We start from the raw sequence: 25,547 nt of genomic DNA on the forward strand, positions 1-25,547 counted from the left end.
GTTCCGCCAATTCTCGAAGGGTCTCCGCGAATGCTTCAAGGCATAAGGAAATCGCGTCCAAAATAGAGCAAAGCCAAGGGATTAGCGGCTGGTTCCGTTGACTCCCATTTTTGCCCATGCTATCCCATCAAATCCCATGACGGACCAAACGTAGTCCGCTTTGGGCGGACTGTCGCGGAGGGGGTTCCGCCTCGGTCCGGGGGGAGGCGTGGCGGTGTTCGTCTCGACATTCGTGAACCGGATCGACCGTAAGGGACGGGTTTCCGTCCCGGCGACGTTCCGTGCCGCGCTTCGCAACCAGGAATTCGAGGGGATCGTCGCCTTCCCGACCTTGGGTCAGCCAGCCTTCGAGGGCTGCGGGATGGATTTCATGGAGCGTCTTTCGGCCAGCCTCGACGAGTTCGACATGTTCTCGCCCAAGCGCGATGAACTGGCCGCGATCGTGTTCGCCGACGCCCATCAGTTGACGTTCGACGGCGAGGGACGCATCAGCCTCCCCGCCTCGATGATCGAACATTGCGGGATCGAGGCCGAGGTCGCCTTCGTCGGCCGGGGCCGATCCTTCCAGATATGGGAACCAGCGACCTTCCGGCAGCATGCCGCGGAGGTCCGGAGACGCGCCCTGAGTGAGGGCGCGACGCTCCCCGTCCGTCCGGTTGCGCCGGGGGGAAAAGCGCCGTGATCGGACGGGGAGCGAGCTTGTTCGAGGAGCCGGCCGGCGGCCATGTGCCGGTCCTGCTGCGCGAGGTGCTGGCGGCATTGGAGCCGCGCGCCGACGCCATCTATGTGGATGGCACCTTCGGAGCCGGCGGCTATTCCGCGGCGATCCTGGCGACCGCGGGTACGCGGGTGTGGGGCATCGACCGAGACCCCGCCGCCATCGCCCGCGGGCGCGCCATGGCCGGCCGCTGGGACGGCCGGCTGAACCTGGTCGAGGGCTGCTTCGGCGACATGGACCGGCTGCTGGCCGACCACGGCGTCGACCGCGTCGACGGCGTGGCGCTCGACCTGGGCGTGTCGTCGCCGCAGATCGACACGCCCGACCGGGGCTTTTCCTTCCGCACGGACGGGCCGCTCGACATGCGCATGGGCGACCACGGGCCGACCGCCGCCGATCTCGTCGCCACCACCGAAGAGCGCGATATGGCGGACATCATCTTCCGCTATGGTGAGGAACGGCACGCCCGTCGAGTCGCGCGCGCCATCGTCACCGCACGGGCCAATGACCCCATCACCCGGACGTCGACGCTGGCCGAAATCGTGCGTCGGGCCGTGCCGCGTTCGAACGATGGGATCGACCCTGCGACGAGAACGTTCCAGGCCCTGCGCATCGCCGTCAACGACGAGATGGGCGAACTTGCGCGCGGCCTCGACGCCGCCGAGCGGCTGCTGGCCCCGGGCGGGCGCCTGGCCGTGGTGTCGTTCCATTCGCTCGAGGACCGCGCGGTCAAGGCCTTCCTGCGCGAGCGCAGCGGCGTCACCGACGGTTCGCGCCACCTGCCGCCGGTTTCCCGCCCGCCCGCCAGCTTCCGGTTGCTGGGCGGCAAGGCCGTGCGGCCGGACGGGGATGAAAGCGCTGGCAACCCGCGCGCCCGCTCGGCCCGCCTGCGCGCGGCCGAGCGCACCCAGGCGCCGCCATGGTCGCTGACTTCCCGGCTCGCTACCGGATCCATTACGGCCTCGGCCGCGCTGCGCGGCGGGAGCGCCTGATGATTCGCATTACGCTCGCCTTCTGGATCGGCCTGGTGTGCGCGCTGGGCTATGGCGTGTTCCAGGTGAAGTACGAGGTGCAGGAGATGGAAGCCCGTCTCGCGCAGCTCAATCGCGGCATCATCTCCGACCGCCAGGCGATCCACGTCCTGCGCGCCGAATGGAGCTACCTCAACCAGCCGACCCGGCTCGATCAGCTGACCAAGCGCCACCTGCCGCTGGCGCCGATCGCCGCCAGCCAGATCGGCCGCATCGAGGACGTGCCGTTCCGCGCCGCGGCCGCGCCGCCGCCCGCCACCCGCCGCTGGCCCGCCACGCCGCCCCTGCCCCGGTGCCGCCGGGCCGTGCCGTCGTGGGCGCCGCCTACACGACGCCGGCCAGGCGCTGAGGGCCGGCCGATGCGACGCGACGGACCGCCACCGGTCACCGACCTCGCCGCCTGCCGGCCGCAGACGCGCGGCAGCGCCTTTGGCGGCAGTACGCCCGGCGGGCCACTGCATGCCGCCGTCGAGAAGGGGCAGAGCCGGCTGGTCTTCCTGGCGGCGATGTTCTCGCTGGCCTTCCTGGTCATCGCCGGCCGCCTGGTCGACGTGACGCTGATGGCCGGCCCGTCCGAGGCGCCGCGGGCCCAGGCCCAGCCCCGCCCGGTCGAGACCGAGCGCGCCGACATCGTCGACCGCAACGGCACGCTGCTGGCCACCAGCCTGCCCACGCCGTCGCTCTACGCCAACCCCAAGGTCGTGCCCGACGCGGCCGATGCCGCCCGCCGGCTGGCGCCGATCCTGACCGGGACGACCGAGGCCGAGCTGCGCACCAAGCTGCAGGAGGATCGCAGCTTCGTGTGGCTGAAGCGCCAGCTTACGCCGCGCCAGCAGCACGACGTCATCCGCCTCGGCATCCCCGGGCTGGAGTTCCAGCGCGACGAGCGGCGCATCTATCCGCAAGGCCGCCTCGTCGCCCATGTCGTCGGCTTCTCGGGCATCGACCATACCGGCCTGCAGGGCGTCGAGAAGACGCTCGACAACCGCATCCGCGGCAACCGCGAGCCGATCGAGCTGTCGCTCGACCTGCGCGTGCAGCATGTCCTGCGCGAGGAACTGCAGCGCACGGTGACCGAGTTCAAGGCGATCGGCGCCGCCGGCCTCGTCATGGACGCCCACACGGGCGAAGTCGTGGCGCTGGTGTCGCTGCCGGACTACGACGCCAATTCGCCCGGCACCGCCAACGAGCAGACCCTGTTCAACCGCGTGACGCTGGGCGTCTACGAGATGGGGTCGGTCTTCAAGGTGCTGACCGCCGCCATGGCGCTCGACACCGGCAAGATCACGCTTTCCAGCGGCTACGATGCCTCGCGGCCGATCCAGATCTCGCGCTTCTCGATCAGCGACTACAAGGGCAAGAACCGCTGGCTGTCAGTGCCCGAGATCATCAAATACTCGTCGAACATCGGCGCGGCCAAGATGGCCATGGATGTCGGCATCAACCAGCAGCGCGCCTTCTTCGAGAAGCTGGGCTTCCTGAAGGCGCCGCAGCTCGAGCTGCCGGAGCTTGGCTTCCCGCTGGTGCCCAACCCGTGGCGTGAGATCAACGCGATGACGATCGCCTTCGGGCACGGCATCTCGGTGACGCCGCTCCATGTCGTGGCGGCCGAGGCGGCGATGGTCAATGGCGGCGTGCTGCGCAAGCCGACCCTGCTGAAATATCCCTACGGCACCCACCCGGACGGGTCGCGGGTGATCAAGGCCAAGACGTCGGACGAAATCCGCCGGCTGATGCGCCTCGTCGTCACCGACGGGTCGGGCAAGAAGGCGAACGTCCCGGGCTACCTGATCGGCGGCAAGACCGGCAGCGCCGAGAAGGCGGCCGGCAACGGCTACCGCCGCAAGGCGCTGCTGTCGTCCTTCGTCGGCGCCTTCCCGATGAACGATCCGCAATACGTCATCCTGGTGATGATCGACGAGCCGCAGGGGCAGATCCAGTCGCAGGGCTATGCGACCGGCGGCTGGGTCGCGGCGCCGCTGTTCGGGCGCATCGTCGAACGCATCGCCCCCCTGGTCGGCGTGGCGCCGATCGACGAGGACAGCCCGCAGATCCGCCGCGACATGGTCGTCCAGGCGAGCGCCCCGGCGCGCAGCCCCAATGCTCGTTAAGTGGGCCTGCAGCCCCCATGCGCCTCGCTGAATTGATGGCGCGGACGCGGGCCCCGACCCCAGCCGTACCCGACCCCGGCCCGGAGATCCGCGGCATCGCCGTCGACTCCCGGGCAGTCGAGCCGGGGTTTCTCTTCGCCGCCCTGCCGGGCCAGGCGACCGATGGCCGCCGCTTCATCGTCGATGCGCTGGCCCGTGGCGCCGTGGCCGTGCTGGCGCCGGAAGGCACCGTGCTGCCGGATGCCGCTGCCGACGTGGCGCTGCTGACCGACCCCAACCCGCGGCGGCGCCTGGCGCTGCTGGCGGCCGGCTTCCACGACCGCCAGCCCGAGCGCGTGGCCGCCGTCACCGGCACCAATGGCAAGACCTCGACCGCCGATTTCGCCCGCCAGCTCTGGATGCAGGCGGGGCTGGCCGCGGCCAGCCTGGGCACGCTCGGCATCCGGGCGCCGCGCTTCACCCGCAAGGGCGTGCTGACCACCCCCGACCCGGTCGTGCTGCATGCCGCCCTGGCCGAACTGGCCGACCGCGGCGTGGTGCGCGCGGCCCTGGAGGCTTCAAGCCACGGCCTCGACCAGTTCCGCCTGGACGGCATCGACATCCAGATCGCGGCCTTCACCAACCTGACGCGCGACCATCTCGACTATCACCAGTCCATGGCGGCCTACCGCGCCGCCAAGTTCCGCCTGTTCGCCGAGGTGATGGCACCGGGCGGCACCGCCGTGCTGAATGCCGACGTGGAGGAATTCGCCGACCTCGACCGGCTGTGCCGCGCGCGCGGCCACCGGGTCATCGCCTACGGGCTGGCGGGCCGCGACATCCGCCTCGACCGGCAGGACCTGCATGGCGACGGGCAGAGCCTGGCGCTGACGGTCGACGGCCGGACATGGCAGGTGGAATTGCCGCTGGCCGGCCCCTTCCAGGCGATGAACGCGCTGGCAGCACTGGGCATCGTGCTGGCCGACGGCGTGGCGCCCGAGCGGGCGGTGCCGGCCCTGGCCCGGCTGGAAGGCGTGCCGGGGCGGATGGAGCGGGTGGCGAGCCTGCCCGGCGGTGCCGCCGTCTATGTCGATTTCGCCCACACGCCCGATGCGCTGACGACGGTGCTGGCGGCCCTGCGCCGGCACACCGCCGGCCGCCTGGTCTGCGTCTTCGGCTGCGGCGGCGACCGCGATCCCGGCAAGCGGCCCGAGATGGGGGCGGCCGTGGCGCGCGCGGCCGACCGCGTCATCGTGACCGACGACAACCCCCGCAGCGAGGACCCGGCCACGATCCGGGCACCGGCCGTCGCCGCCGCCCGGGCGCTCTCGGCCGACGTGGTCGAGATCGGCGACCGCCGCCAGGCGATCTTTGCCGCCGTCGCCGGGCTGGCGCCGGGCGACGTGCTGGTGGTCGCCGGCAAGGGCCATGAATCGGGCCAGACCGTGGGCGGCCAGACCCTGCCCTTCGACGATGGCGAGGTGGCTCGCCAAGCCGTGGCCGCGCTGGACGTGGCTTCCCTGGCGAGCCGGCCATGACCGCGCTGTGGACGGCAGCCGAGATCGCCCTGGCCGTTGGCAGCGTGCCGGCCGGCACCTGGACCGTCGATGGCGTTTCCATCGACAGCCGCACGATGAAGCCGGGCGACCTGTTCGTCGCCCTCAAGGGCCCCAGCTTCGACGGCCACGCCTTCGTGGCCGACGTGCTGGCGCGCGGGGCGGCGGGCGCCCTGGTCGACCATGCGCCGGAGGGGCTGGCGGGCGATCCGCGCCTCGTCGTCGTCGGCGACACGCTGGATGCCCTGACCGCGCTCGGCCGCGCCGGCCGCGACCGCACGCGGGCGACGGTCGTGGCGGTGACCGGCAGCGTTGGCAAGACCGGCACCAAGGAACTGCTGCGCCTGGGCCTGGAGGCACAAGGGTCGACCATCGCCAGCGCGGCCAGCCTGAACAACCATTGGGGCCTGCCGCTCAGCCTGGCGCGGGTACCGCGCGACATCGACTGGGTGGTGCAGGAGGTCGGCATGAACCATGCCGGCGAGATCGCCGCCCTGACCCGGATCGCCCGCCCGCATGTCGGCGTCATCACCACGGTCGGCCCCGTGCACATCGAATTCTTCCCCTCGGTCGAGGCGATCGCCGACGCCAAGTCGGAACTGTTCCTCGGCATGATGGCGGACGGCGCGGCCGTGCTGAACCGCGACAACCCGCATTTCGAGCGGATGGCGGGCCATGCGCGCGACCGCGGCATCACCCGCATCCTCGACTTCGGCACCACGCCCGGCGTCTTCGCCCATCTCGAGGACGCCGAACTGGGTGAGACCGGCAGTGCGGTCCGCGCCACCGTCGACGGCCGGCCGGTTGCCTATCGCCTGGGCGCCCCGGGCCGGCACTGGGTGCTCAACAGCCTGGCCGCACTGGCCGCCATTTCGGCGCTGGGTGCGGACGTGGAGCGGGCGGCAGCCGCCCTGGCCAGCGTGTCCGCCCCGGTCGGGCGTGGCGCGCGGCACGAGATCGCCCTGCCCGGCGGCGGCGGCTTCACCCTGCTGGACGAAAGCTACAACGCCAACCCGGCCTCGATGCGGGCGGCCTTCTCGGTCCTGGCCGCCACGCGGCCGGCACCCGGCGGCCGGCGCATCGCCGTGCTGGGCGACATGCGCGAGCTGGGCGAGACCGGTCCGCGGCTTCATGCCGCGCTGGCCGATCCCCTGATCGCCGCCGGAATCGATATTGTCTTCTGCTGCGGTTCGTTGATGGCGCATCTCCATGCCAGCCTTCCGACCGCCATGCGTGGCGCCCTAGTCGCGACCTCCGACGATCTGGCACCGATCGTCGCCGACGCCGTGCGCGCGGGCGACGTGGTCACGGTGAAGGGTTCGCTCGGAACGCGGATGGCGCCGATCGTCAAGCGCCTGTCGGGCGGCCCCTGGGGTGGCCGACCGCAGGCCGCGGCAAGCTGAGAGGCACCCGCCCCCGTGCTCTACAACCTGCTTTTCCCGCTGTCCGACGAGTTCGGCCTGTTCAACCTGTTCCGCTACCTGACCTTCCGTTCGAGCGGAGCGGCGGTGACGGCGCTGGTGATCAGCTTCCTGCTCGGCCCGTCCCTGATCCGCTGGCTGAAGTCGCGCCAGCCCCATGGCCAGCCGATCCGCAGCGACGGCCCCGAAAGCCACCTGCTGACCAAGAAGGGCACGCCCACCATGGGCGGCTCGCTGATCCTGATCGCGCTCGCCACCTCGACCCTGCTGTGGGCCGACCTGTCGAACGGCTATGTCTGGGTCGTGCTGTTCGTCACGCTGGGCTTCGGCATGATCGGCTTCGGCGACGATTACCTGAAGCTGACCCGGCGCAACCATCGCGGCCTGCCCGGCCGCTTCAAGCTGCTGGCGCAGTTCGCCATCGGGCTGGCCGGCACGCTGTGGATCATCCAGTTGACGCGCGATCCGCTGTCGACCCAGCTCGCCGTGCCGTTCTTCAAGAACATGCTGATCGACCTCGGCTGGATGTTCCTGCCCTTCGGCGTGCTGGTGATGACGGGCGCGTCCAACGCCGTCAACCTGACCGACGGGCTGGACGGGCTGGCGATCGTGCCCGTGATGATCGCGGCCGGCTGCTTCGCGCTCATCACCTATCTCGTCGGCAACTCGATCTTCGCCAACTACCTGCAGATCAACCACGTGCCGGGCTCGGGCGAGCTGGCGGTCTTCTGCGGCGCCATGGTGGGGGCCAGCCTGGGCTTCCTCTGGTTCAATGCGCCACCCGCCATGGTCTTCATGGGCGACACGGGCTCGCTGTCGGCCGGCGGGGCGCTCGGCGCCATGAGCGTCATCACCAAGCACGAGATCGTGCTGATCATGATCGGCGGCCTGTTCGTGCTGGAGACGGTGTCGGTCATCGTCCAGGTCGTCTCGTTCCGGCTGACGGGCAAGCGGGTGTTCCGCATGGCGCCGCTCCACCATCACTTCGAGAAGAAGGGCTGGGCCGAGCCCACGATCGTCATCCGCTTCTGGATCATCGCCTCGATCCTGGCCCTGGCCGGCCTTTCCACCCTGAAGCTGCGGTGAGCCGATGATCACGGTCGACGCCTTCGCCGGTCGCCGCGTCCTGGTGCTGGGGCTTGCCCGCAGCGGCCTGTCGGCGGCGCGCGCGCTGGCGGCGGGCGGCGCCGAGGTGGCGGTGTGGGACGACCGGCCGACCAACCGCGAAACGGCCGAAGCCGCGGGCTTCGCCTGCGCCGACCCCATGCAGGAGAACTGGTCGCGGGTGGCCGCCCTGGTGATGAGCCCGGGCGTGCCGCTGACCCATCCCGCCCCGCACCCGGCGGTGCTGGCGGCACGCGCGGCCGGCGTGCCGGTCACGGGCGACATCCAGCTCCTGCGCCAGGCCCGGCCGGACGCTCGCATCTGCGCGATCACCGGCACCAACGGCAAGTCGACGACGACCGCCCTGGTCGGCCACATCCTGCGCCGGGCCGGCGTGCCGGTGGCGGTCGGCGGCAATCTCGGCATCGCCGCCCTCGATCTGCCGCCGCTCGTCCGCGAAGGCGTCTATGTGCTGGAGCTATCGTCCTACCAGCTCGATCTGGTGGACGCCGCGACCTTCGAGGTGGCGGTGCTGCTGAACGTGGCACCCGACCATCTCGACCGGCACGGCACCATGGCCAACTACATCGCCGCCAAGCAGCGTATCTTCGCCGGCCAGGGGGCCGGCCATACGGCCGTCATCGGCGTCGACGACGCGGTGGCCGCCGCCATCGCCGAGCAGCCGCGCGCGGCCGGCCTCGTCCGCATCTCGGGCGGCTCCGCCGATGCCGACATCCGTGTCGTCGACGGCGTGCTGACCGATGCCGAGGGGCCGATCGTCGACCTCGCGATCGCCGCCACCCTGCCCGGCAGCCACAATGCCCAGGACGCGGCCGCCGCCTATGCCGCCTGCCGCGCGCTGGGCGTGCCGCGGGCAGCCATCGCCGCCGCCATCCCCTCCTATCCCGGCCTGCCGCATCGCCAGGAGCTGGTGGGCGTCATCGACGGCGTCGCCTATGTGAACGACAGCAAGGCGACCAACGCCGATGCCGCCGCCCGGGCGCTCGCCTGCTACGACGCCATCTACTGGATCGCGGGCGGCGTGGCCAAGGCGGGCGGCATCGCCAGCCTGGCGCCGCATTTCGGGCGCATCGCCCATGCCTTCCTGATCGGCGAGGCGGCCGACGACTTCGCCCGCACGCTGGCCGGCCGGGTGCCGCATACCCGCTCGGGCGACCTGGCCCAGGCGCTTCGCCAGGCGCAGGAGCGCGCGGCCAACGACCGCCGCCAGGGCGCCATCGTCCTGCTGTCGCCGGCCTGCGCGTCCTTCGACCAGTTCCGCGATTTCGAGGATCGCGGCGACCGGTTTCGCACCCTCGTCACGGCCCTGCCGGGACGCCGGGTCATCCTCGCTCCGGCGGAGTCCGCGGCATGACGACGATCCATCGCACCGACACCTCCCTCTTCGGGCAATGGTGGTGGACGGTCGACCGCTGGACGGTCTTCGCCTTGGCGGCCATCATCGGCGTCGGCGCGGTCATGCTGCTGGCCGCCAGCCCGCCGGTGGCCGAGCGCATCGGCCTGGAGCCGCTGCATTTCGTGAAGCGGCAGATGCTGCTGCTGCCGGTCGCCATCGCCGTCGTCTTCTTCGTGTCGCTGCAGCCGCCGCGGGTGATCCGCCGCCTGGCGCTGGCGCTCTTCTCCGTCTCGGTCATCCTGCTGGCCCTGACCTTCGTCATGGGGGCCGAGATCAAGGGCGCCCGGCGCTGGATCTCGCTGCCCGGCATGTCGATCCAGCCGTCGGAATTCGTGAAGCCCACCTTCGCCGTGCTGACCGCCTGGCTGCTGGCCCAGGGCAAGGCCAGCGCCCGCTTCCCGGGCGGGCTCATCTCGGTCACCGCCTTTGCCGTCATCGTCGCCATGCTGCTGAAGCAGCCCGACCTCGGCATGGCCGTGGTGGTGGGGGCGGTGTGGTTCGTCCAGATCTTCCTGGCCGGATTGCCGATCCTGCTCGTGGTGGTCCTGGGCGCGCTGGGACTGACCGGCCTGTTTGGCGCCTACATGCTGCTGCCGCACGTCACCAGCCGCATCAACCGCTTCCTCGACCCCGCCGCCGGCGACAGCTACCAGATCGACCGCTCGATCGAGGCCTTCGCCAATGGCGGCCTGTTCGGCCGCGGCCCCGGCGAGGGCACGATCAAGAACTGGCTGCCCGACGCCCATGCGGACTTCGTCTTCGCGGTCGCAGGCGAGGAGCTGGGCCTGATCGCCTGCCTCTTCATCGTCATGCTGTTCGCGGTCGTGGTCGTGCGCAGCGTGCTGCGGGTGACGAGCGAGCAGAGCCTGTTCGTCATCCTGGCGGCGGCCGGCCTGGCGACCCAGCTTGGCCTGCAGGCGATCGTCAACATGGCGTCCTCGCTGCACCTGATGCCGACCAAGGGCATGACGCTGCCCTTCATCAGCTATGGCGGCTCGTCGATGCTGGCCCTGGCGCTCGGCACCGGCATGCTGCTGGCCCTGACCCGGCGCCGCTTCGGCGGCATCGAGCCATGACGGTGCGCCCATGACCACGCGGATCGTCCTTGCCGCCGGCGGCACCGGCGGCCACCTGTTCCCGGCCGAGGCGCTGGCGCGTGCGCTGCTGGCGCGCGGGGCCGAGCCGATCCTGGTGACCGACCCGCGCACCAGCGGCTTCGCGGCCGACCTGCCCGGCCTGGCCATCCATCGCCTGCCGTTGCAGCCGATGCGCGGGGGCGTCGTCGGCCGCATTCGCGGCGGGCTTGGCCTGTGCGCCGGCACGCTGGCCGCCCGCGGCCTGCTGCGCCGCCTGCGGCCGGACGCGATCGTGGGCTTCGGCGGCTATCCTTCGGTGCCGACCGTCTTCGCCGGCCGCAACCTGGGCCAGCCGATCCTGCTGCACGAGCAGAATGCCGTGCTGGGCCGCGCCAACCGCATGCTGGCCTCGCGCGCGACCCGCATCGCCACCTCCTTCGCCCGCATCCGCCTGCTCGACCCGGCGCTGGCGGCCAAGGTGGTCGAGACCGGCAACCCGGTGCGCCCGGCGATCGCCGCGCTCAACGCCCTCCCCTACCAGCCCCCCGAGGACAATGGCCCGGTGACGGTGCTGGTGACCGGCGGCAGCCAGGGGGCGAGCGTCTTCGCGACCCGCCTGCCCGACGCCATCGGGCGCCTGCCCGCGGCCTTGCGCGCCCGCCTGCACCTCGTCCAGCAAGCGCGCGCCGAGGATGTGGAGCCGGTGCGGGCGGCCTATGCCGCGATCGGCGTGGCCGCCACCGTCGCCCGCTTCTTCGACGACATGCCAGCCCGCCTGGGCCAGGCGCACCTGATGATATCGCGCTCGGGCGCGTCCACCGTGGCCGAGATCGCGGCTGCCGGCCGCCCGGCGCTGCTGGTGCCCTATCCGCGCGCCGCCGACGACCACCAGACCGACAATGCCCGCCACCTGGCGGACGCAGGTGCCGCCTGGATGGCCCCGGAAGGGGCCGGCGACGCGGCCGACCTGGCCCGGCTGCTAGAGGACATCCTGACGGTGCCGGACAAGCTGGCCAGCGCCGCCGCCCGCGCCCGCGGCCTGGGCCGGCCCGATGCGGCCGAGCGGCTGGCCGACGCCGTGCTGGCGCTGGTCGCGCAAACCGCCCCGATGGAGCGCGCGGCATGAGGACGATCCCCCTTTCCATCGGCACGATCCATTTCGTCGGCATCGGCGGCATCGGCATGAGCGGCATCGCCGAGGTGCTGCACCAGCTAGGCTACCAAGTGCAGGGCAGCGACGTGGCCGATGGCGCCAACGTCCAGCGCCTGCGCCAGCAGGGCATCCCGGTCGCGATCGGCCACAAGGCCGAGAATCTGGGCCCGGCCCAGGTGGTCGTCGTCTCGTCGGCCATCAAGTCGGACAATCCCGAGGTGGCCGACGCCCGCGTGCGCCTGCTGCCCGTGGTGCGCCGGGCCGAGATGCTGGGCGAGCTGATGCGCCTGCGCTGGTCGGTCGCCATCGCCGGCACCCACGGCAAGACCACCACCACCTCGATGGTGGCGGCCATGCTGGACGCGGCCGACATGGAGCCGACCGTCATCAATGGCGGCATCATCAACGCCTATGGCACCAACGCACGCATCGGCCGCGGCGAATGGATGGTGGTGGAGGCCGACGAGTCCGACGGCACCTTCGTGAAGCTGCCGGCCACGATCGCGGTCGTGACCAACATCGACCCCGAGCATCTCGACTTCTACAAGACCTTCGACGCCGAGCAGCGGGCCTTCGTGCAGTTCGTCGAGAACCTGCCCTTCTACGGCTTCGCCGTGCTGTGCATCGACCATCCGGTGGTGCAGGCGATGATCCCGCAGGTCTCCGACCGCCGTGTCATCACCTATGGCCTGTCGCCCCAGGCCGACGTGCGCGGGGTCGACGTGCGCATCGGCGCCGAGGGCTCGCGCTTCGCGGCCATCGTGTCCGACCGTGTCCGCGACACACGGCGCACCATCCCCGACCTCAGCATGGCGATGCTGGGCGAGCACAACGTGCAGAATGCGCTGGCCGCCATCACCGTCGGGCTGGAGATGGGCTTCGACGACGAGGTCATCCGCCGCGGGCTTGCCAGCTTCGCCGGCGTCAAGCGGCGCTTCACCCGGACGGGCGAGGCCAACGGCATCACCGTCATCGACGATTACGGCCATCACCCGGTCGAGATCTCGGCCGTGTTGCGCGCCGCCCGCCAGGCGACCCGGCGCGGCGTCGTCGCGGTCGTGCAGCCCCACCGCTACAGCCGGCTGGAAAGCCTGTTCGAGGATTTCTGCACCTGCTTCAACGACGCCGACGCGGTGATCGTGGCCGACGTCTATGCCGCCGGCGAGGCGCCCATCCCCGGCATCGACCGCGACGCCCTGGTGGCAGGCCTGCGCGCCCGCGGCCACCGCAACGTCATGGCGCTCGCCAGCCCGGCCGACCTGGCGCCGCTGGTGCGCGACATCGCGCGGGCGGGCGACCTCGTGGTCTGCCTGGGTGCAGGCTCGATCACGCAATGGGCGCATGCCCTGCCGGGCCAGCTCGACCCCTCAAGGCCGGCCCCCGCCCGTGATGACCGCCGCCCGCCTCGCCCCTCGCTGCTCGACCGGCTGCCGCCGGTGCGCGGGCGGCTGACGGCGGGTGCCCCACTGGCGCCGGTCACCTGGTTCCGCGTCGGCGGGGCGGCCGAGGTGATGTTTCGCCCGGCGGACGTCGAGGACCTGGCAGGCTTTCTGGCGGCCTGCCCGCCGGACGTGCCGGTGACGCCGATCGGGGTCGCCTCCAACCTGCTGGTCCGCGACGGCGGCATCCCCGGCGTCGTCGTGCGCCTGGGCCGCGGCTTTGCCGACATCGGCACCCGGGATGGGCGCGTCGTCGCCGGTGCCGCCGCCCTTGACGTGAACGTGGCCATGGTCGCGCGCGATGCCGGGCTGTCGGGGCTGGAGTTCCTGGCCGGCGTGCCCGGCACCATCGGCGGCGGCCTGCGCATGAATGCCGGTTGCTACGGCCGCGAGATGGCCGACGCGCTGGTGGAACTGGACGCGCTCGACCGCCACGGCCGGCGCCATTGCGTGCCCGTGGCCGAGGCCCACCTGTCCTACCGCCATTGCGGCCTGCCCGAGGACTGGATCTTCGTCGGCACCACCTTCGCCGGCACGCCGGACGCGCCCGAGGCCATCGGCCAGCGCATGGCCCAGTTCACCCGCCAGCGCGAGGAGACGCAGCCGATCCGGGCGCGCACCGGCGGCAGCACCTTCGCCAATCCGCCCGGCCAGAAGGCCTGGGCGCTGATCGACCGCGCCGGCTGCCGCGGCCTGCGCCTGGGCGGCGCGGTGGTGTCCGAGAAGCACTGCAACTTCCTGGTCAACGACGGCGCGGCCAGTGCCGCCGACATCGAAGGCCTGGGCGAGGAAGTGCGCCGCCGCGTGGCGGCCGACAGCGGCATCCTCCTTGCGTGGGAAATCCGGCGGATCGGTCTGCCCGGTACGCCGCGCGCGAATCCGGCTATAGAGGCGTCTTCATGAGCAAACGCGTCGCCGTACTGATGGGTGGCTGGTCGGCCGAACGCGAGGTATCGCTGGCGTCCGGCCGCGATTGCGCGCTGGCGCTGACCGAAGCCGGCTACCAGGTCGACACCATCGATGTCGACCGCGACCTCGGCCGCCTGATCAAGAAGCTGACGCCCCGGCCCGATGCCGTCTTCAATGCCCTGCATGGCACCGGCGGCGAGGACGGGACGATCCAGGGCGTGCTGGATTTCCTGGGCCTGCCCTACACCCATTCCGGCCTGCTGGCATCGGCGCTGGCCATGGACAAGCCGACCGCCAAGCGGATCTTCGCCGCCGCCGGCCTGCGCTGCCCGGAAGGCCGCGTGCTGCCGCTCGACCGCCTGCATGACGGCGAGCCGCTGCCCCGCCCCTACGTGCTGAAGCCGACCCACGAGGGATCGAGCGTCGGCGTGGTCATCGTCCGCGAGGGCGGCAACGCCCCCTTGCCCAGTGCCGCCGACTGGCCCTTCGGCCGCGACGTGCTGGCCGAGCGCTTCATCCCCGGCCGCGAACTGACCGTGGCGGTGATGGGCGATCGCGCGCTGGGCGCCCTGGAGATCCGCCCGCGCGGCGACTTCTACGACTACACCGCCAAGTATGCCCCGGGCGGGTCCGACCATGTGACCGGCGAGGACCTGCCCAAGGAGGTCCATGCCGAGGCGCTCGACATGGCGCTGCGCGCCCATCGGGCGCTGGGCTGCCGCGGCGTCAGCCGGGCCGACTTCCGCTGGGACGACACCGGGCCGGGCCGCGGCGAACTGTACCTGCTCGAGGTGAACACCCAGCCCGGCATGACGCCCACCTCGCTGGTGCCCGAGATCGCGGCGCTGGCCGGCTATTCCTTCCCGGCGCTGGTGTCCTGGATGGTCGAGGAGGCAAGATGCGGCTCCTGAACCACCCGATCGCCGCCTTCGGCCAGCGCCGCGACAAGACCGGTCGGCGCGTCGCCCAGCGCCGCATCTGGCCGCGCTGGGTGCGCCCCAGCCTGACTGCTGCTGCCGCCCTGTGCGTCGTGCTGACGGCGCTGGGCGGCTGGCTGGCCTGGCGCGACGGCTGGGCCGGGCGACAGGCGGAACTGGCGCTCGACCAGTTCGTGACCGCGACCGCCGGCGCCGGGCTGGCGGTCGAGGAAATCCTGGTCGAGGGGCGCCTGCACACCCCGGCCGAATCCATCCTGGCCGCGGTCGACGCCAATCGCGGCACGCCACTGTTGTCGATCAACCCGTCGACGGTGAAGGAGCGCCTGGAAGGGCTGCCCTGGATCCGCTCGGCCGCGGTCGAACGGCAGCTTCCGGGCACCCTCTTCATCCGCCTGGTCGAGCGTCGGCCGATGGCGGTGTGGCAGCGCCGCGGCCATTTCGTGCTGATCGACGAGCAGGGGCGCGAGCTGGGCGACGAAGGCATCGAGTATTTCCCCCGCCTGCCTTTCATCGTCGGCGAGGACGCCCATCGCGTCGCCGCCGACCTGGTGTCGATGCTGGCCGCCGTGCCCAGCCTGAGCGGTCGCATCGTCTCGGCCGTCCGCGTCGGCGGCCGGCGCTGGAACCTGCAGCTCGACAACGGCATGGAGATCCGCCTGCCCGAGGAACGCGCCCGGGAGGCCTGGGCCGAGGTGGCCGCACTCGACCGCACCCAGCGCCTGCTGTCGCGCCAGATCTCGATCATCGACCTGCGCGATCCCGCCCGCATCAACCTGCGCCGCGCCAAGGACGGGGCCGCCCCGCTGCCCGGCAAGAAGGATCGCGACGCATGAAGTCGCCGGCATGAAGTCCCTGGCCCGTCCGCGCGGCCCCATCGTCGCCGTCGACGTCGGCACGACGAAGACGTGCTGCTTCATCGCGCGCGCCGACGACGGCCAGTTGCAGATTCTGGGCATCGGCCACCAGGCCTCGCACGGCATGCGCGCGGGCACGATCCTCGACATGGAGACGGTCACCACCTCCATCACCAACGCGGTCGACGCGGCCGAGAAGATGATGGGCGAGCGGATCCATGACGTCTTCGTCAACGTCTCGGGCGGGCAGCCGGCCTCGCGCATGGTCACGGTCGACATGGCCCTGGCCGGCCGCGAGATCGACGATTCCGACGTCCGCCGCCTGCACGAGCACGGGCGCACGATGGTCGAGCCGGGCGATCGCCACCTGCTGCATTCCATCCCCACCAGCTACGTCGTCGACGGCAACCGCGGCATCCGCGACCCCCGCGGCATGTATGGCGAGCGGCTGGGCGTGCAGGTCCACACCATCACGACCGCCGCCAGCGTCGTGCGCAACCTGGCCTTGTGCGCCCACAAGGCCCAACTCGAGATCGAGGGGCTCGTCTCCTCGCCCTTCGCCGCTGGCCTCGCCTGCCTGGTCGAGGACGAGATGGACCTGGGCGTGACCGTCGTCGACATGGGTGGGGGAACCACCTCGATGGCGGTCTTCTTCGACGGCAAGGTCGTCTTCACCGACACGGTGCCGATCGGCGGCGCGCATGTCACGAGCGACATCGCCCGCGGCCTGTCGACGCCGACCGTCCATGCCGAGCGGATGAAGACGCTCTATGGCGGCTGCATCGGCTCCCCCTCCGACGAGCGGGAGACCATCATGGTCCCCCAGGTCGGCGAGGAGGATGACGGCCAGGGCCAGCAGATCCCGAAATCCTTCCTGGTCGACATAATCCGGCCACGGATGGAGGAGACGTTCGAGCTGGTGCGTGCCCGGCTCGAGGCCAGCGGCATGGACAAGGTCGCCGGCCGCCGGGTCGTCCTCACCGGCGGCGCCAGCCAGTTGCCCGGCGTGCGCGAACTGGCCGGGCAGGTGCTCGACAAGCAGCTTCGACTCGGCCGGCCGATCCGCATCGCCGGCCTGGCCGAGGCGGCGGGCGGTCCCGCCTTCTCGGTCTGCGCCGGGCTGCTGCACTACGCGGTCGTCCAGCGCGCGGAGGAGCAGCAGGCCGGTCGCGCCCGCGGCACCGCGCGCAAGGGTTATTTCGGCCGTTTCGGCTCATGGCTGAAAGAGAATTTCTGATGCGAGTCGCTTTTCGCGCCACCACAGGATATGGGGTCTCGACAAGCCCCCGCCACCGCCCCTAGTCTGCCTATCGACAGCTCCGAACCCGGAGGGAACCCATGCCGATCAACCTTTCCGTCCCTTCCCACGACGACGTGATCAAGCCGCGCATCACGGTGATCGGCGTCGGCGGTGCCGGCGGTAACGCCGTCAACAACATGATCCGCGCCAATCTCGAAGGCGTGGAATTCGTGGTCGCCAATACCGATTCGCAGGCCATCGCCCAGTCGCTCGCCACCCGCAAGCTCCAGCTCGGCGCCAGCGTCACCCGCGGCCTGGGCGCTGGCGCCCGGCCCGACGTCGGCCGCGCCGCCGCCGAGGAGGCGCTGGACGAACTGCTCGACCAGATCGCCGGCTCGAACATGGTGTTCATCACGGCCGGCATGGGCGGCGGCACCGGCACGGGTGCCGGCCCCGTCATCGCCCGGGCGGCCCGCGAGCAGGGCATCCTGACGATCGGCGTGGTGACCAAGCCGTTCCTCTTCGAAGGCACGCATCGCATGCGCGCCGCCGAGAAGGGCATCGAGGAGCTGCAGCGCTTCGTCGACACGCTGATCATCATCCCGAACCAGAACCTGTTCCGCATCGCCAACGAGAAGACGACGTTCGCCGACGCCTTCAAGATGGCCGACGACGTGCTGCATTCGGGCGTGCGCGGCATCACCGACCTGATGGTCATGCCGGGCTTGATCAACCTCGACTTCGCCGACATCCGCACCGTGATGCAGGAGATGGGCAAGGCGATGATGGGCACGGGCGAGGCGACGGGCGACAAGCGCGCCATCGACGCCGCCGAGGCCGCCATCTCCAACCCGCTGCTCGACGACGTGTCGATGAAGGGGGCCAAGGGCGTCCTCATCAACATCACCGGCGGTCTCGACATGACCCTGTTCGAGGTCGACGAGGCGGCCAACCGCATCCGCGACGAGGTCGACCCCGACGCCAACATCATCTTTGGCTCCACCTTCGACGAGAAGCTGTCGGGCCGGATGCGGGTGTCGGTGGTGGCGACTGGCATGGACGTGGAATCGGCCGAGAAGCCGCGCACCGTCATCCAGCTCGTCAGCGACCGCGACCGCGCCGCCCAGGCATCCGTTGCCGCCGCCGAGGCGCCGGCACCCGAGCCGACCCGGGTGGCCGAGCCGGTGCGCTCGACGGCCGGCGGCGGCGGCCAGGGTTCGGCGATCTCGCTGCCGCTCGGCGGTGGCGGGTCGTCCCTGCCCGACAGCCCGCCGCCCGCGCCGCGCCACAGCGAGGTCGCACAGACCAGCTATGTCGTGGAATCGGCGACCGAGATGCCGCTCTCCCACGAGTCGCAGACCATCCACGAGGAAGTGCCGCTGCGCACCGCCGCCGGCGGTGGCGGCTTCGGCAGCCTGATCCGGCGCGTGACCGGGCTCGACCGGCCGCGTGCGCCCGGCCTGCCGGCCGAGAAGCTGGACCCGGCGCCGATGACCCCTGCCCGCCCCGCCGCGCACCAGGCGCCGTCGCATCACGCGCCGGCCCATCATGCGCCGGCCGCGCCGAGCGCCCCCACGCCTGCCCCACGGGCGCGGGCGACGGAAACGGTCGAACGCAACCCGCCGGCCGGCGCCGAGGAAGACATGCTGGACATTCCGGCTTTCCTCCGCCGTCAAGCGAACTGAGCAAGTATCTGATTTGACGGGGTTTTGCGTGTAACACCACGCAACAATCTTTGAATTGTAGGCTCCCTCCCATCGGCCTAGATGGGAGGGAGCTTTATTTTTGCCCCGTCCCTTTGCGAACCCGTCGCCCCGCCCGGCCGGTTCCGATCCAGCGGAAGGTATCCGTGAACGCGATCAGACCTACGGCATTTCCGGCGCCGCGTCGGACGATCAAGTCGGCGATCCACTGCACGGGCGTGGGCCTTCATTCGGGCCGGCGGACGTTGCTGCGCCTGGTGCCTGCCGAGGCCGGCACGGGCGTCGTGTTCCGCCGCATCGACCTGCCGGGGGCGCCCGAGGTGGCGGCCCTGTGGGACCGGGCGATCGAATCGCCGCTGTGCACCACGCTGGTCGAGAACGACGTCACGGTATCGACCGTCGAGCACCTGATGGCAGCACTGGCCGGCAGCGAGATCGACGACGTCGTCGTCGAGATCGACGGGCCGGAAGTGCCGATCATGGACGGCAGCGCCGCCCCCTTCGTGTTCCTCATCGAATGCGCGGGCGCAGTCGAACTGGCCCAGCCGCGCAGCGCCATCCGCATTCTCAAGGAAGTGCGGGTCGGCGACGCCCGAAGCTGGGCCGCGCTCCGCCCGGGCCCGGCCGCGTCCTTCACCTTCGAGATCGACTTTCCGCACCCGGTCATCCGCCAGCAGAGCTTCGGCGTCACCCTGCACAACGGCACCTTCAAGAACCAGTTGAGCCGGGCGCGCACCTTCGGCTTCCTGCACGAGGTCGACCGGCTGCGCGAGCTGGGGCTGGCCCGCGGCGGGTCGCTGGAGAATGCGATCGTCGTCGCCGAGGACGGCATCCTCAACGAGGAAGGCCTGCGCTACACGGACGAGTTCGTGCGGCACAAGATCGTCGACAGCATCGGCGACCTCTATCTGGCCGGCGCCCCGATCCTGGGCCGGTTCGAGGGCTACAAGTCGAGCCATGCCCTGTCGGCCCGCCTGCTGCGCACCCTGATGACCGATCCGTCTGCCTGGGCCTACGACGTCATGGCCGACAGCATGATGACGCCGGCCTGGGACAGCGGCCCGCTGGCCGCCACGGCCTGACGCCCTTCGGCCGGAAGCGCGGCTGCCGGCGGGGGGTGATCGCGGCATTTCCCCTGCGGGCCCAGGCTTGGTATCTATGCCCGGGACTCAGCCGCTCGCGGCTGCACCTGAACGCCGAACCGATTGGGACGTAGCGGATGCCGCGCCGGACTACCATCGACCCGACCTCCATGCCCGCCCGCGCCACCGCCACCACGGCGATGCGCGGCGTGCTCGCTGCCGGCGCGCTCGCGCTGGCGCTCGCCGCCTGCGGCGGCACCAAGGAAGAAGCCTACGTCGAGCGCCCGGTGGAGGAACTCTACAACGACGGCATGAACAGGATTGCCGAGGGTTCCTACCGCGACGCCGCCAAGAAGTTCGACGAGGTCGAACGCCAGCATCCCTATTCCGTGTGGGCCACCAAGGCGCAGCTCATGGCCGCCTTCGCCCACTACGAGAACAGCCGCTACGACGATGCGATCGTGGCGCTGGACCGCTTCATCCAGCTCCATCCGGGCAACCGCGACATCGCCTATGCCTACTACCTGAAGGGCCTCTGCTACTACGAGCAGATCACCGACGTGCAGCGCGACCAGCGCAATACCGACCGGGCGCTGGCGTCCCTGCAGGAGGTGGTGCGCCGCTATCCCGACAGCCGCTATGCCCGCGACGCCAAGCTGAAGATCGACCTGACGCACGATCACCTGGCTGGCAAGGAGATGGCGATCGGCCGCTACTACCTGCGCCAGGGCAACTACCTGGCGGCGATCAACCGCTTTCGGGTGGTGGTCGAGAAATACCAGACCACCAGCCAGGCGCCCGAGGCGCTGCACCGCCTGACGGAGGCCTACTTGGCGCTGGGCATCACCGCCGAGGCGCAGACCGCAGCCGCCGTCCTGGGCCACAACTTCCCGGGCAGCGACTGGTACACCGACAGCTACCGCATGCTGACCGGCAAGGACCTGGCGCCCAAGAAGGACGAGGGTTCCTGGATCAGCCGGGTATGGGGCTCGATCTTCTGATCCCGGGCCAGCCCAGGGCCACGCGCGAATACGGCCGGCAGGGTGCCCCCTGCCGGCCGTTCTCGTTCCAGCCGTGCCCGCGCTTCAGCGCAGGCGGTTCAGCAGCGTCGGGTTGATGGTGCCGTCGACCGGCAGGCCATTGTCGCGCTGGAAGGCCTCGATGGCGCGCCGCGTGCGCTCGCCCATCACCCCGTCCGGCGCGCCCGGGGTATAGCCGCGCCGCTGCAGGGCCTGCTGCACCCAGGCGACATCCGGGTCGCCGCGATACGCCATGCCGGGCCGCTGCGTGTAGTCCGGCGGCGTCAACTGCTCCGGCTGGCCGATATAGGGCGGCTGGCCCTCCGGCTGCGTCGGATAGGTCGGCTGCGCCTGGTAGGGCGGCTGCTGCTGGTAGGGTTGCTGATAGGTCGGCTGCTGCTGATAAGGCTGGGCAGGCGCATTGTAGGTGGGCGCGTTGTAGGAGGGCTCGGGTGTGCGCGCATGCACCGGCGGCTGGGCGTGGCGCAGATGGTCCAGCAGCCTGGGCGTCGCCTCGCCGTCGATCGGCAGGCCGGCGTCACGCTGGTAGGCGCGGATGGCCGCCACCGTCTGGTAGTCGAGCACCCCGTCGGTCGGCCCGGTCTGGTAGCCATGCTCGTCCAACTCGTCCTGGATCGCGTCGACCAGGGCGCGATGGTCCATCGGCGGCGAGTAGGGCCGGACGTATGCGGGTGGCACGTAGGTGGGCGGCATATAGGCGGGCGGCGCGTACACCGGCGGGGGCACGTAGACCGGCGGCGCGTAGTAGCGGGTTCCCCCCCAATAGGGGTTGGGTCCATACGGATGGTACGGATAGGGCTGGGCCGCGAGCGGTCCTGCCATCAGCACGGCACCCAATGCCACGATCGTCAGTTTCACCTGCATGATCATCCTCGTCCGGCGTTGGCAGTAGAATGGCGACATCATACAACGGTTCCCGCATGCGCCCCATTCCGTCCCGTACCCCGATGCCCGGCCGATGCTGACCACGCTTTCCATCCGCGACATCGTGCTGATCGACCGGCTGGACCTGGCGATGGAGCCGGGGCTGTCGGCGTTGACCGGCGAGACCGGTGCCGGCAAGTCGATCCTGCTGGATGCGCTGGGGCTGGCGCTGGGTGCGCGGGCCGACAGCGGGCTGGTGCGCCAGGGCAGCAACCAGGCCAGCGTGACGGCGGAGTTCTCGCCCGGCGACTCGCCCGAGCTGCGCCTGGTGCTGGACGAACTGGGCGTGCCGGCCGAGGAAACGCTGCGCCTGCGCCGCGTGCTCTCGGCCGACGGCCGCAGCCGCGCCTTCGTCAACGACGTGCCGGCCGGCGTCGCCAGCCTGCGCCGGCTGGCCGAGATGCTGGTCGAGGTCCACGGCCAGTTCGACCAGCAGAGCCTGCTGGATGCCGGCGCGCACCGCCGCCTGCTGGACGCGTTCGCCGGCCATCAGCCGCTGCTGGATGGCGTCGTCCAGGCCCATGCCGCCCAGATCGCCGCCCGCGGCGCCCTGAAGGAGGCCCGCCAGGCGGTCGCCAAGGCCCGCGCCGACGAGGAATACCTGCGCCAGGGCGTGGCCGAACTGGGCGAGTTGCAGCCCGAGCCCGACGAGGAGGCCGGCCTGGCCGAGGAGCGCGCGGCCATGAGCCAGCGCGGCCGCCTGCTGGAAGCCGTCCAGGGTGCGCTGGCCGAGATCGAGGGCGACCGCGGCGCCGAGACCCGGATCGCGGCCGCCGCCCGCCTGATCGAACGCCAGAGCGACCGCGCCGGCGACCGCTTCGAGCCCGCGATCGCCGCCCTCGACCGCGCCTTGGCCGAGCTGCGCGAGGCGGGCGCGGTGCTGGAGACCTCACGCCGGGAGTTCGCCGATGGCGGCCGCTCGCTGGAGGCGATCGAGGATCGCATCCACGCGCTGCGCGCGGCATCGCGCAAGTATGGCGTGCCGGCCTCCGCCCTGCCCGAACTGGCGCGCGACTTCGCCCGCCGGCTGGAACTGCTGGCCGACGGCACGGCGGCACTCGCCAGAGCCGAGGCGGAATCGGCCGCCGCCGACGCCGGCTATCGCGCTGCCGCCGAGACGCTGGGCCAGTCGCGGCGCGACGCCGCCGCCCGGCTGGACTTGGCCGTCGCGGCCGAGCTGCCGCCGCTGAAGCTGGAGCGCGCGCGCTTCGTCACCGATGTCGACACCGCGCCCGAGTCGGACTGGGGGCCGGAGGGCACGGAGCGCGTGTCCTTCACCGTCGCCACCAATGTCGGGTCGGCCCCCGGACCGCTCGGCCGGATCGCGTCCGGCGGCGAGCTGTCGCGCTTCATGCTGGCCCTGAAGGTGGTGCTGGCCGCCGCCGACCCGGTCGGCACGCTCGTCTTCGACGAGGTCGATTCCGGCATCGGCGGCGCCGTCGCCTCGGCGGTCGGGGAGCGGCTGGCGCGCCTGGCCGACAGCGTGCAGGTGATGGTTGTCACCCACTCGCCCCAGGTGGCCGCATTGGCGGACTGCCACTGGCAGGTGCGCAAGGACGATCGCGAGGGACAGACCACCACCCGCATCGCCCCGCTCGACCCCGCCGCCCGGCGGGAGGAGATCGCCCGCATGCTGTCCGGCTCGGCCGTCACCGACGCCGCGCGGGCGGCCGCCGACAGCCTGATGCAGCCCGCGACCGGCGACCGGCCCGCAAAGAGAAGCCGATGACCGACGAAATCCAATTGCAGGATCGGCCGATCGAGGCCCTGACGATCGAGGAGGCCGCGGCCGAGCTGGAACGGCTGGCGGCCGAGATCGCCCACCACGACCGCCGCTACCACCAGGAAGACGCGCCCGAGATCAGCGACGCCGACTATGACCGGCTGCGCCGGCGCAATGCCGACATCGAGGCCCGCTTTCCAGAGCTGGTGCGCGAGGACAGCCCGAGCCGCCGGGTGGGTGCGGCCCCCGGCCAGGGCTTCCGCAAGGTCCGCCACGCGCGGCCGATGCTGTCGCTCGACAACGCCTTTTCCGACGAGGACGTGGTCGCCTTCTTCACCTCGGTCCGGCAGTTCCTGCGCAAGGACGAGCCCTTCCGCTCGCACCCCGACGCGCCGATCGCCGTCGTGGCCGAGCCCAAGATCGACGGGCTCTCGGCGACGCTGCGCTACGAGGGCGGGCGCTTCGTGCTGGGCGCCACGCGCGGCGACGGCGAGGTGGGCGAGGACGTGACCGCCAACCTGCGCACGCTGGACGACGTGCCGCAGCGCCTGTCTGGCCCCGCCCCGGACGTGCTGGAGATCCGCGGCGAGGTCTACATGACCCGGGCCGACTTCCTGGCCCTCAACCAGCGCCGCCAGGCGGCCGAGGAGCCGCTTTTCGCCAACCCGCGCAATGGGGCGGCGGGGTCGCTGCGCCAGCACGATCCCGCCATCACTGCCAGCCGGCCACTGCGCTTCTTCGCCTATTCCTGGGGCGAGACCAGCGGCGAGATCGCCGACAGCCATTCAGGCGCGCTCGCTCGGATGCGCGAATGGGGCTTCCAGGTGAACCCGGAGACGCGGGCGTGTGCCACCATCGAGGAGGCGCTGGCGCTGCACCGGGACCTCGGCCATCGCCGCGCCGACCTCGGCTACGACATCGACGGCGTCGTCTACAAGGTCGACAGCCTGGCCTTCCAGGCACGGCTCGGCTTCGTCACCCGCGCGCCGCGCTGGGCGATCGCCCACAAGTTCCCGGCCGAGCAGGCCGAGACCCGCCTGAATGGCATCCTGATCCAGGTCGGCCGCACCGGCGCCCTGACCCCGGTGGCCGAGTTGGAGCCGGTGACGGTGGGCGGCGTGGTCGTCTCGCGCGCGACCCTGCACAACGAGGACGAGATTGCCCGCAAGGACGTGCGGGTGGGCGACCGCGTCATCCTGCAGCGCGCGGGCGACGTCATCCCGCAGATCGTCCAGGTGGTGCTGTCCGCCCGCCCGCCCGACTCCGAGCCCTACGCCTTCCCGGACACGTGCCCAGCCTGCGGCAGCCACGCCGTGCGCGAGCCGGGCGAAGTGGTGCGGCGCTGCACCGGCGGCCTCATCTGCCCCGCCCAGGCGGTCGAGCGGCTGCGCCATTTCGTGTCGCGCAACGCCTTCGACATCGACGGGCTGGGCGAGAAGCACATCGCCGCCTTCTGGGCTGACAAGTTGATCCAGGGGCCGGCCGACCTTTTCCGCCTGGCCGAGGACCCGGCCCCCCTGGTCGAGCGCGAGGGCTGGAAGGACGCCTCCATCGCCAACCTGCAGCGCGCCGTGCGCGCGCGCCGCACGATACCGCTCGACCGCTTCATCTATGCGCTCGGCATCCGCCAGGTGGGCGAGGCCACCGCCCGGCTGCTGGCCCGCAACTACGAGACGCTGGATGCCTTCCAGGCCGCCATGATCGCGGCCGCCGACGAGTCGGGCGAGGCTTTCCAGGACCTCGATTCCATCACCGGCATCGGCGCCAGCATGGCCCGCGACCTCGTCCAGTTCTTCGCCGAGCCGCACAACCTGGCGGTCATCGACGACCTGCGTGCGGTGGGCGTGACCGTCGTCCCCGTCGAGGCGCCGCGGACCGTGGCGTCGGCCATCGCCGGCAAGACGGTCGTCATCACCGGCGAACTGGAGCGCATGACCCGGCGCGAGGCCAAGGCCCGGGCCGAGGCGCTGGGCGCCAAGGTGGCCGAGTCCGTATCCAAGAAGACCGACTTCGTGGTGGTCGGCGCCAGCCCCGGCTCCAAGGCGACAAAGGCCCGGGAGCTGGGGGTGCGCACGCTGGACGAGGCCGAGTGGCTGGCGCTGGTCGGGGAAGCGTGACGGAAACGGCAG

Annotated in this window: 19 protein-coding genes and 1 pseudogene; 19 read left to right on the top strand and 1 reads right to left on the bottom strand. The window is 71.4% G+C overall.

Annotated elements, in window-relative coordinates; translation table 11 throughout:
* The first annotated feature begins 208 nt into the window (after positions 1 to 208).
* The 17 genes and pseudogenes from mraZ (at position 209) to STVA_RS21095 (ending at position 20,732) form a co-directional block, all read left to right on the top strand.
* Entirely contained in the window at positions 209 to 682 is a 474-nt protein-coding gene (gene mraZ / locus STVA_RS21020) for a division/cell wall cluster transcriptional repressor MraZ (protein ID WP_123691769.1), read from the top strand.
* 17 nt (positions 683 to 699) lie between these two features.
* Entirely contained in the window at positions 700 to 1,710 is a 1,011-nt protein-coding gene (rsmH, locus tag STVA_RS21025) for a 16S rRNA (cytosine(1402)-N(4))-methyltransferase RsmH (RefSeq protein ID WP_123691771.1), read from the top strand.
* Entirely contained in the window at positions 1,710 to 3,860 is a 2,151-nt protein-coding gene (ftsL, locus tag STVA_RS21030; RefSeq protein ID WP_197735699.1) for a cell division protein FtsL, read from the top strand. Before rsmH ends, ftsL begins: the two co-directional genes overlap by 1 nt.
* Positions 3,861 to 3,877: 17 nt before the next feature.
* Positions 3,878 to 5,377: a UDP-N-acetylmuramoyl-L-alanyl-D-glutamate--2,6-diaminopimelate ligase gene (locus STVA_RS21035; RefSeq protein ID WP_123691778.1), complete on the top strand. Its 1,500-nt coding sequence runs from the start codon at positions 3,878 to 3,880 to the stop codon at positions 5,375 to 5,377.
* The gene (locus STVA_RS21040) at positions 5,374 to 6,798 is read left to right on the top strand and encodes a UDP-N-acetylmuramoylalanyl-D-glutamyl-2,6-diaminopimelate--D-alanyl-D-alanine ligase (RefSeq protein ID WP_123691780.1); all 1,425 of its coding nucleotides are present in this window, start codon (positions 5,374 to 5,376) and stop codon (positions 6,796 to 6,798) included. Before STVA_RS21035 ends, STVA_RS21040 begins: the two co-directional genes overlap by 4 nt.
* A 15-nt stretch (positions 6,799 to 6,813) precedes the next feature.
* Positions 6,814 to 7,902 (top strand): phospho-N-acetylmuramoyl-pentapeptide-transferase, encoded by a 1,089-nt coding sequence (gene mraY / locus STVA_RS21045; protein ID WP_123691782.1) that lies wholly within the window; start codon positions 6,814 to 6,816, stop codon positions 7,900 to 7,902.
* Positions 7,903 to 7,906: 4 nt separating this feature from the next.
* On the top strand, positions 7,907 to 9,295 hold the full coding sequence (gene murD, locus STVA_RS21050) for a UDP-N-acetylmuramoyl-L-alanine--D-glutamate ligase (RefSeq protein ID WP_123691784.1): 1,389 nt from the start codon (positions 7,907 to 7,909) through the stop codon (positions 9,293 to 9,295).
* A complete protein-coding gene (gene ftsW / locus STVA_RS21055) occupies positions 9,292 to 10,413 on the top strand; it encodes a putative lipid II flippase FtsW (RefSeq protein ID WP_123691787.1) in 1,122 nt (373 codons plus the stop codon). The genes murD and ftsW overlap by 4 nt, the downstream gene beginning before the upstream one ends.
* 10 nt (positions 10,414 to 10,423) lie before the next feature.
* A complete protein-coding gene (murG, locus tag STVA_RS21060; RefSeq protein WP_123691789.1) occupies positions 10,424 to 11,539 on the top strand; it encodes an undecaprenyldiphospho-muramoylpentapeptide beta-N-acetylglucosaminyltransferase in 1,116 nt (371 codons plus the stop codon).
* Positions 11,536 to 12,930 (top strand): annotated as a pseudogene (gene murC / locus STVA_RS28230) (UDP-N-acetylmuramate--L-alanine ligase); the annotation flags it as partial. The gene murG and the pseudogene murC, both read left to right, overlap by 4 nt.
* Positions 12,913 to 13,908, top strand: a complete 996-nt coding sequence (gene murB, locus STVA_RS28010; protein ID WP_246782860.1) for a UDP-N-acetylmuramate dehydrogenase — start codon at positions 12,913 to 12,915, stop codon at positions 13,906 to 13,908. The pseudogene murC and the gene murB, both read left to right, overlap by 18 nt.
* On the top strand, positions 13,905 to 14,825 hold the full coding sequence (locus tag STVA_RS21070; RefSeq protein ID WP_123691795.1) for a D-alanine--D-alanine ligase: 921 nt from the start codon (positions 13,905 to 13,907) through the stop codon (positions 14,823 to 14,825). Before murB ends, STVA_RS21070 begins: the two co-directional genes overlap by 4 nt.
* Positions 14,813 to 15,685, top strand: coding sequence for a cell division protein FtsQ/DivIB (locus STVA_RS21075; RefSeq protein WP_123691797.1), 873 nt, complete (start codon positions 14,813 to 14,815; stop codon positions 15,683 to 15,685). Before STVA_RS21070 ends, STVA_RS21075 begins: the two co-directional genes overlap by 13 nt.
* Before the next feature lie 10 nt (positions 15,686 to 15,695).
* Positions 15,696 to 16,943, top strand: coding sequence for a cell division protein FtsA (ftsA, locus tag STVA_RS21080; RefSeq protein WP_123691799.1), 1,248 nt, complete (start codon positions 15,696 to 15,698; stop codon positions 16,941 to 16,943).
* A gap of 101 nt (positions 16,944 to 17,044) precedes the next feature.
* Entirely contained in the window at positions 17,045 to 18,631 is a 1,587-nt protein-coding gene (gene ftsZ / locus STVA_RS21085; RefSeq protein WP_123691801.1) for a cell division protein FtsZ, read from the top strand.
* Positions 18,632 to 18,795: 164 nt separating this feature from the next.
* Positions 18,796 to 19,731 (top strand): UDP-3-O-acyl-N-acetylglucosamine deacetylase, encoded by a 936-nt coding sequence (gene lpxC, locus STVA_RS21090; protein ID WP_123691803.1) that lies wholly within the window; start codon positions 18,796 to 18,798, stop codon positions 19,729 to 19,731.
* Positions 19,732 to 19,901: 170 nt separating this feature from the next.
* A complete protein-coding gene (locus STVA_RS21095; RefSeq protein ID WP_123692858.1) occupies positions 19,902 to 20,732 on the top strand; it encodes an outer membrane protein assembly factor BamD in 831 nt (276 codons plus the stop codon).
* Between the two features lie 84 nt (positions 20,733 to 20,816).
* Here STVA_RS21095 and STVA_RS21100 read toward each other — a convergent pair whose 3' ends face one another.
* Positions 20,817 to 21,635, bottom strand: a complete 819-nt coding sequence (locus tag STVA_RS21100; RefSeq protein WP_170216557.1) for a peptidoglycan-binding domain-containing protein — start codon at positions 21,633 to 21,635, stop codon at positions 20,817 to 20,819.
* Positions 21,636 to 21,729: 94 nt separating this feature from the next.
* Between STVA_RS21100 and recN the strand changes: the two genes are divergently transcribed.
* The gene (recN, locus tag STVA_RS21105) at positions 21,730 to 23,424 is read left to right on the top strand and encodes a DNA repair protein RecN (protein WP_123691806.1); all 1,695 of its coding nucleotides are present in this window, start codon (positions 21,730 to 21,732) and stop codon (positions 23,422 to 23,424) included.
* Entirely contained in the window at positions 23,421 to 25,535 is a 2,115-nt protein-coding gene (gene ligA / locus STVA_RS21110; protein ID WP_123691808.1) for an NAD-dependent DNA ligase LigA, read from the top strand. The genes recN and ligA overlap by 4 nt, the downstream gene beginning before the upstream one ends.
* Positions 25,536 to 25,547 lie beyond the last annotated feature (12 nt).

Origin of the sequence: Stella humosa, assembly GCF_006738645.1 — a bacterium.
In the GTDB taxonomy this organism is placed as follows: Bacteria; Pseudomonadota; Alphaproteobacteria; order ATCC43930; family Allostellaceae; genus Allostella; species Allostella humosa.

Bases quoted from the DNA above. Each gene is read 5' to 3' on its own strand.
- STVA_RS21040 (WP_123691780.1), top strand. From the start codon at position 5,374: ATGACCGCGCTGTGGACGGCAGCCGAGATCGCCCTGGCCGTTGGCAGC.
- ligA (WP_123691808.1), top strand. From the start codon at position 23,421: ATGACCGACGAAATCCAATTGCAGGATCGGCCGATCGAGGCCCTGACG.
- ftsW (WP_123691787.1), top strand. From the start codon at position 9,292: ATGACGACGATCCATCGCACCGACACCTCCCTCTTCGGGCAATGGTGG.
- ftsZ (WP_123691801.1), top strand. From the start codon at position 17,045: ATGCCGATCAACCTTTCCGTCCCTTCCCACGACGACGTGATCAAGCCG.
- ftsA (WP_123691799.1), top strand. From the start codon at position 15,696: ATGAAGTCCCTGGCCCGTCCGCGCGGCCCCATCGTCGCCGTCGACGTC.
- ftsL (WP_197735699.1), top strand. From the start codon at position 1,710: ATGATTCGCATTACGCTCGCCTTCTGGATCGGCCTGGTGTGCGCGCTG.
- murD (WP_123691784.1), top strand. From the start codon at position 7,907: ATGATCACGGTCGACGCCTTCGCCGGTCGCCGCGTCCTGGTGCTGGGG.
- STVA_RS21100 (WP_170216557.1), bottom strand. From the start codon at position 21,635: ATGCAGGTGAAACTGACGATCGTGGCATTGGGTGCCGTGCTGATGGCA.
- STVA_RS21035 (WP_123691778.1), top strand. From the start codon at position 3,878: ATGCGCCTCGCTGAATTGATGGCGCGGACGCGGGCCCCGACCCCAGCC.
- STVA_RS21095 (WP_123692858.1), top strand. From the start codon at position 19,902: ATGCCCGCCCGCGCCACCGCCACCACGGCGATGCGCGGCGTGCTCGCT.
- recN (WP_123691806.1), top strand. From the start codon at position 21,730: ATGCTGACCACGCTTTCCATCCGCGACATCGTGCTGATCGACCGGCTG.
- murG (WP_123691789.1), top strand. From the start codon at position 10,424: ATGACCACGCGGATCGTCCTTGCCGCCGGCGGCACCGGCGGCCACCTG.
- STVA_RS21075 (WP_123691797.1), top strand. From the start codon at position 14,813: ATGCGGCTCCTGAACCACCCGATCGCCGCCTTCGGCCAGCGCCGCGAC.
- STVA_RS21070 (WP_123691795.1), top strand. From the start codon at position 13,905: ATGAGCAAACGCGTCGCCGTACTGATGGGTGGCTGGTCGGCCGAACGC.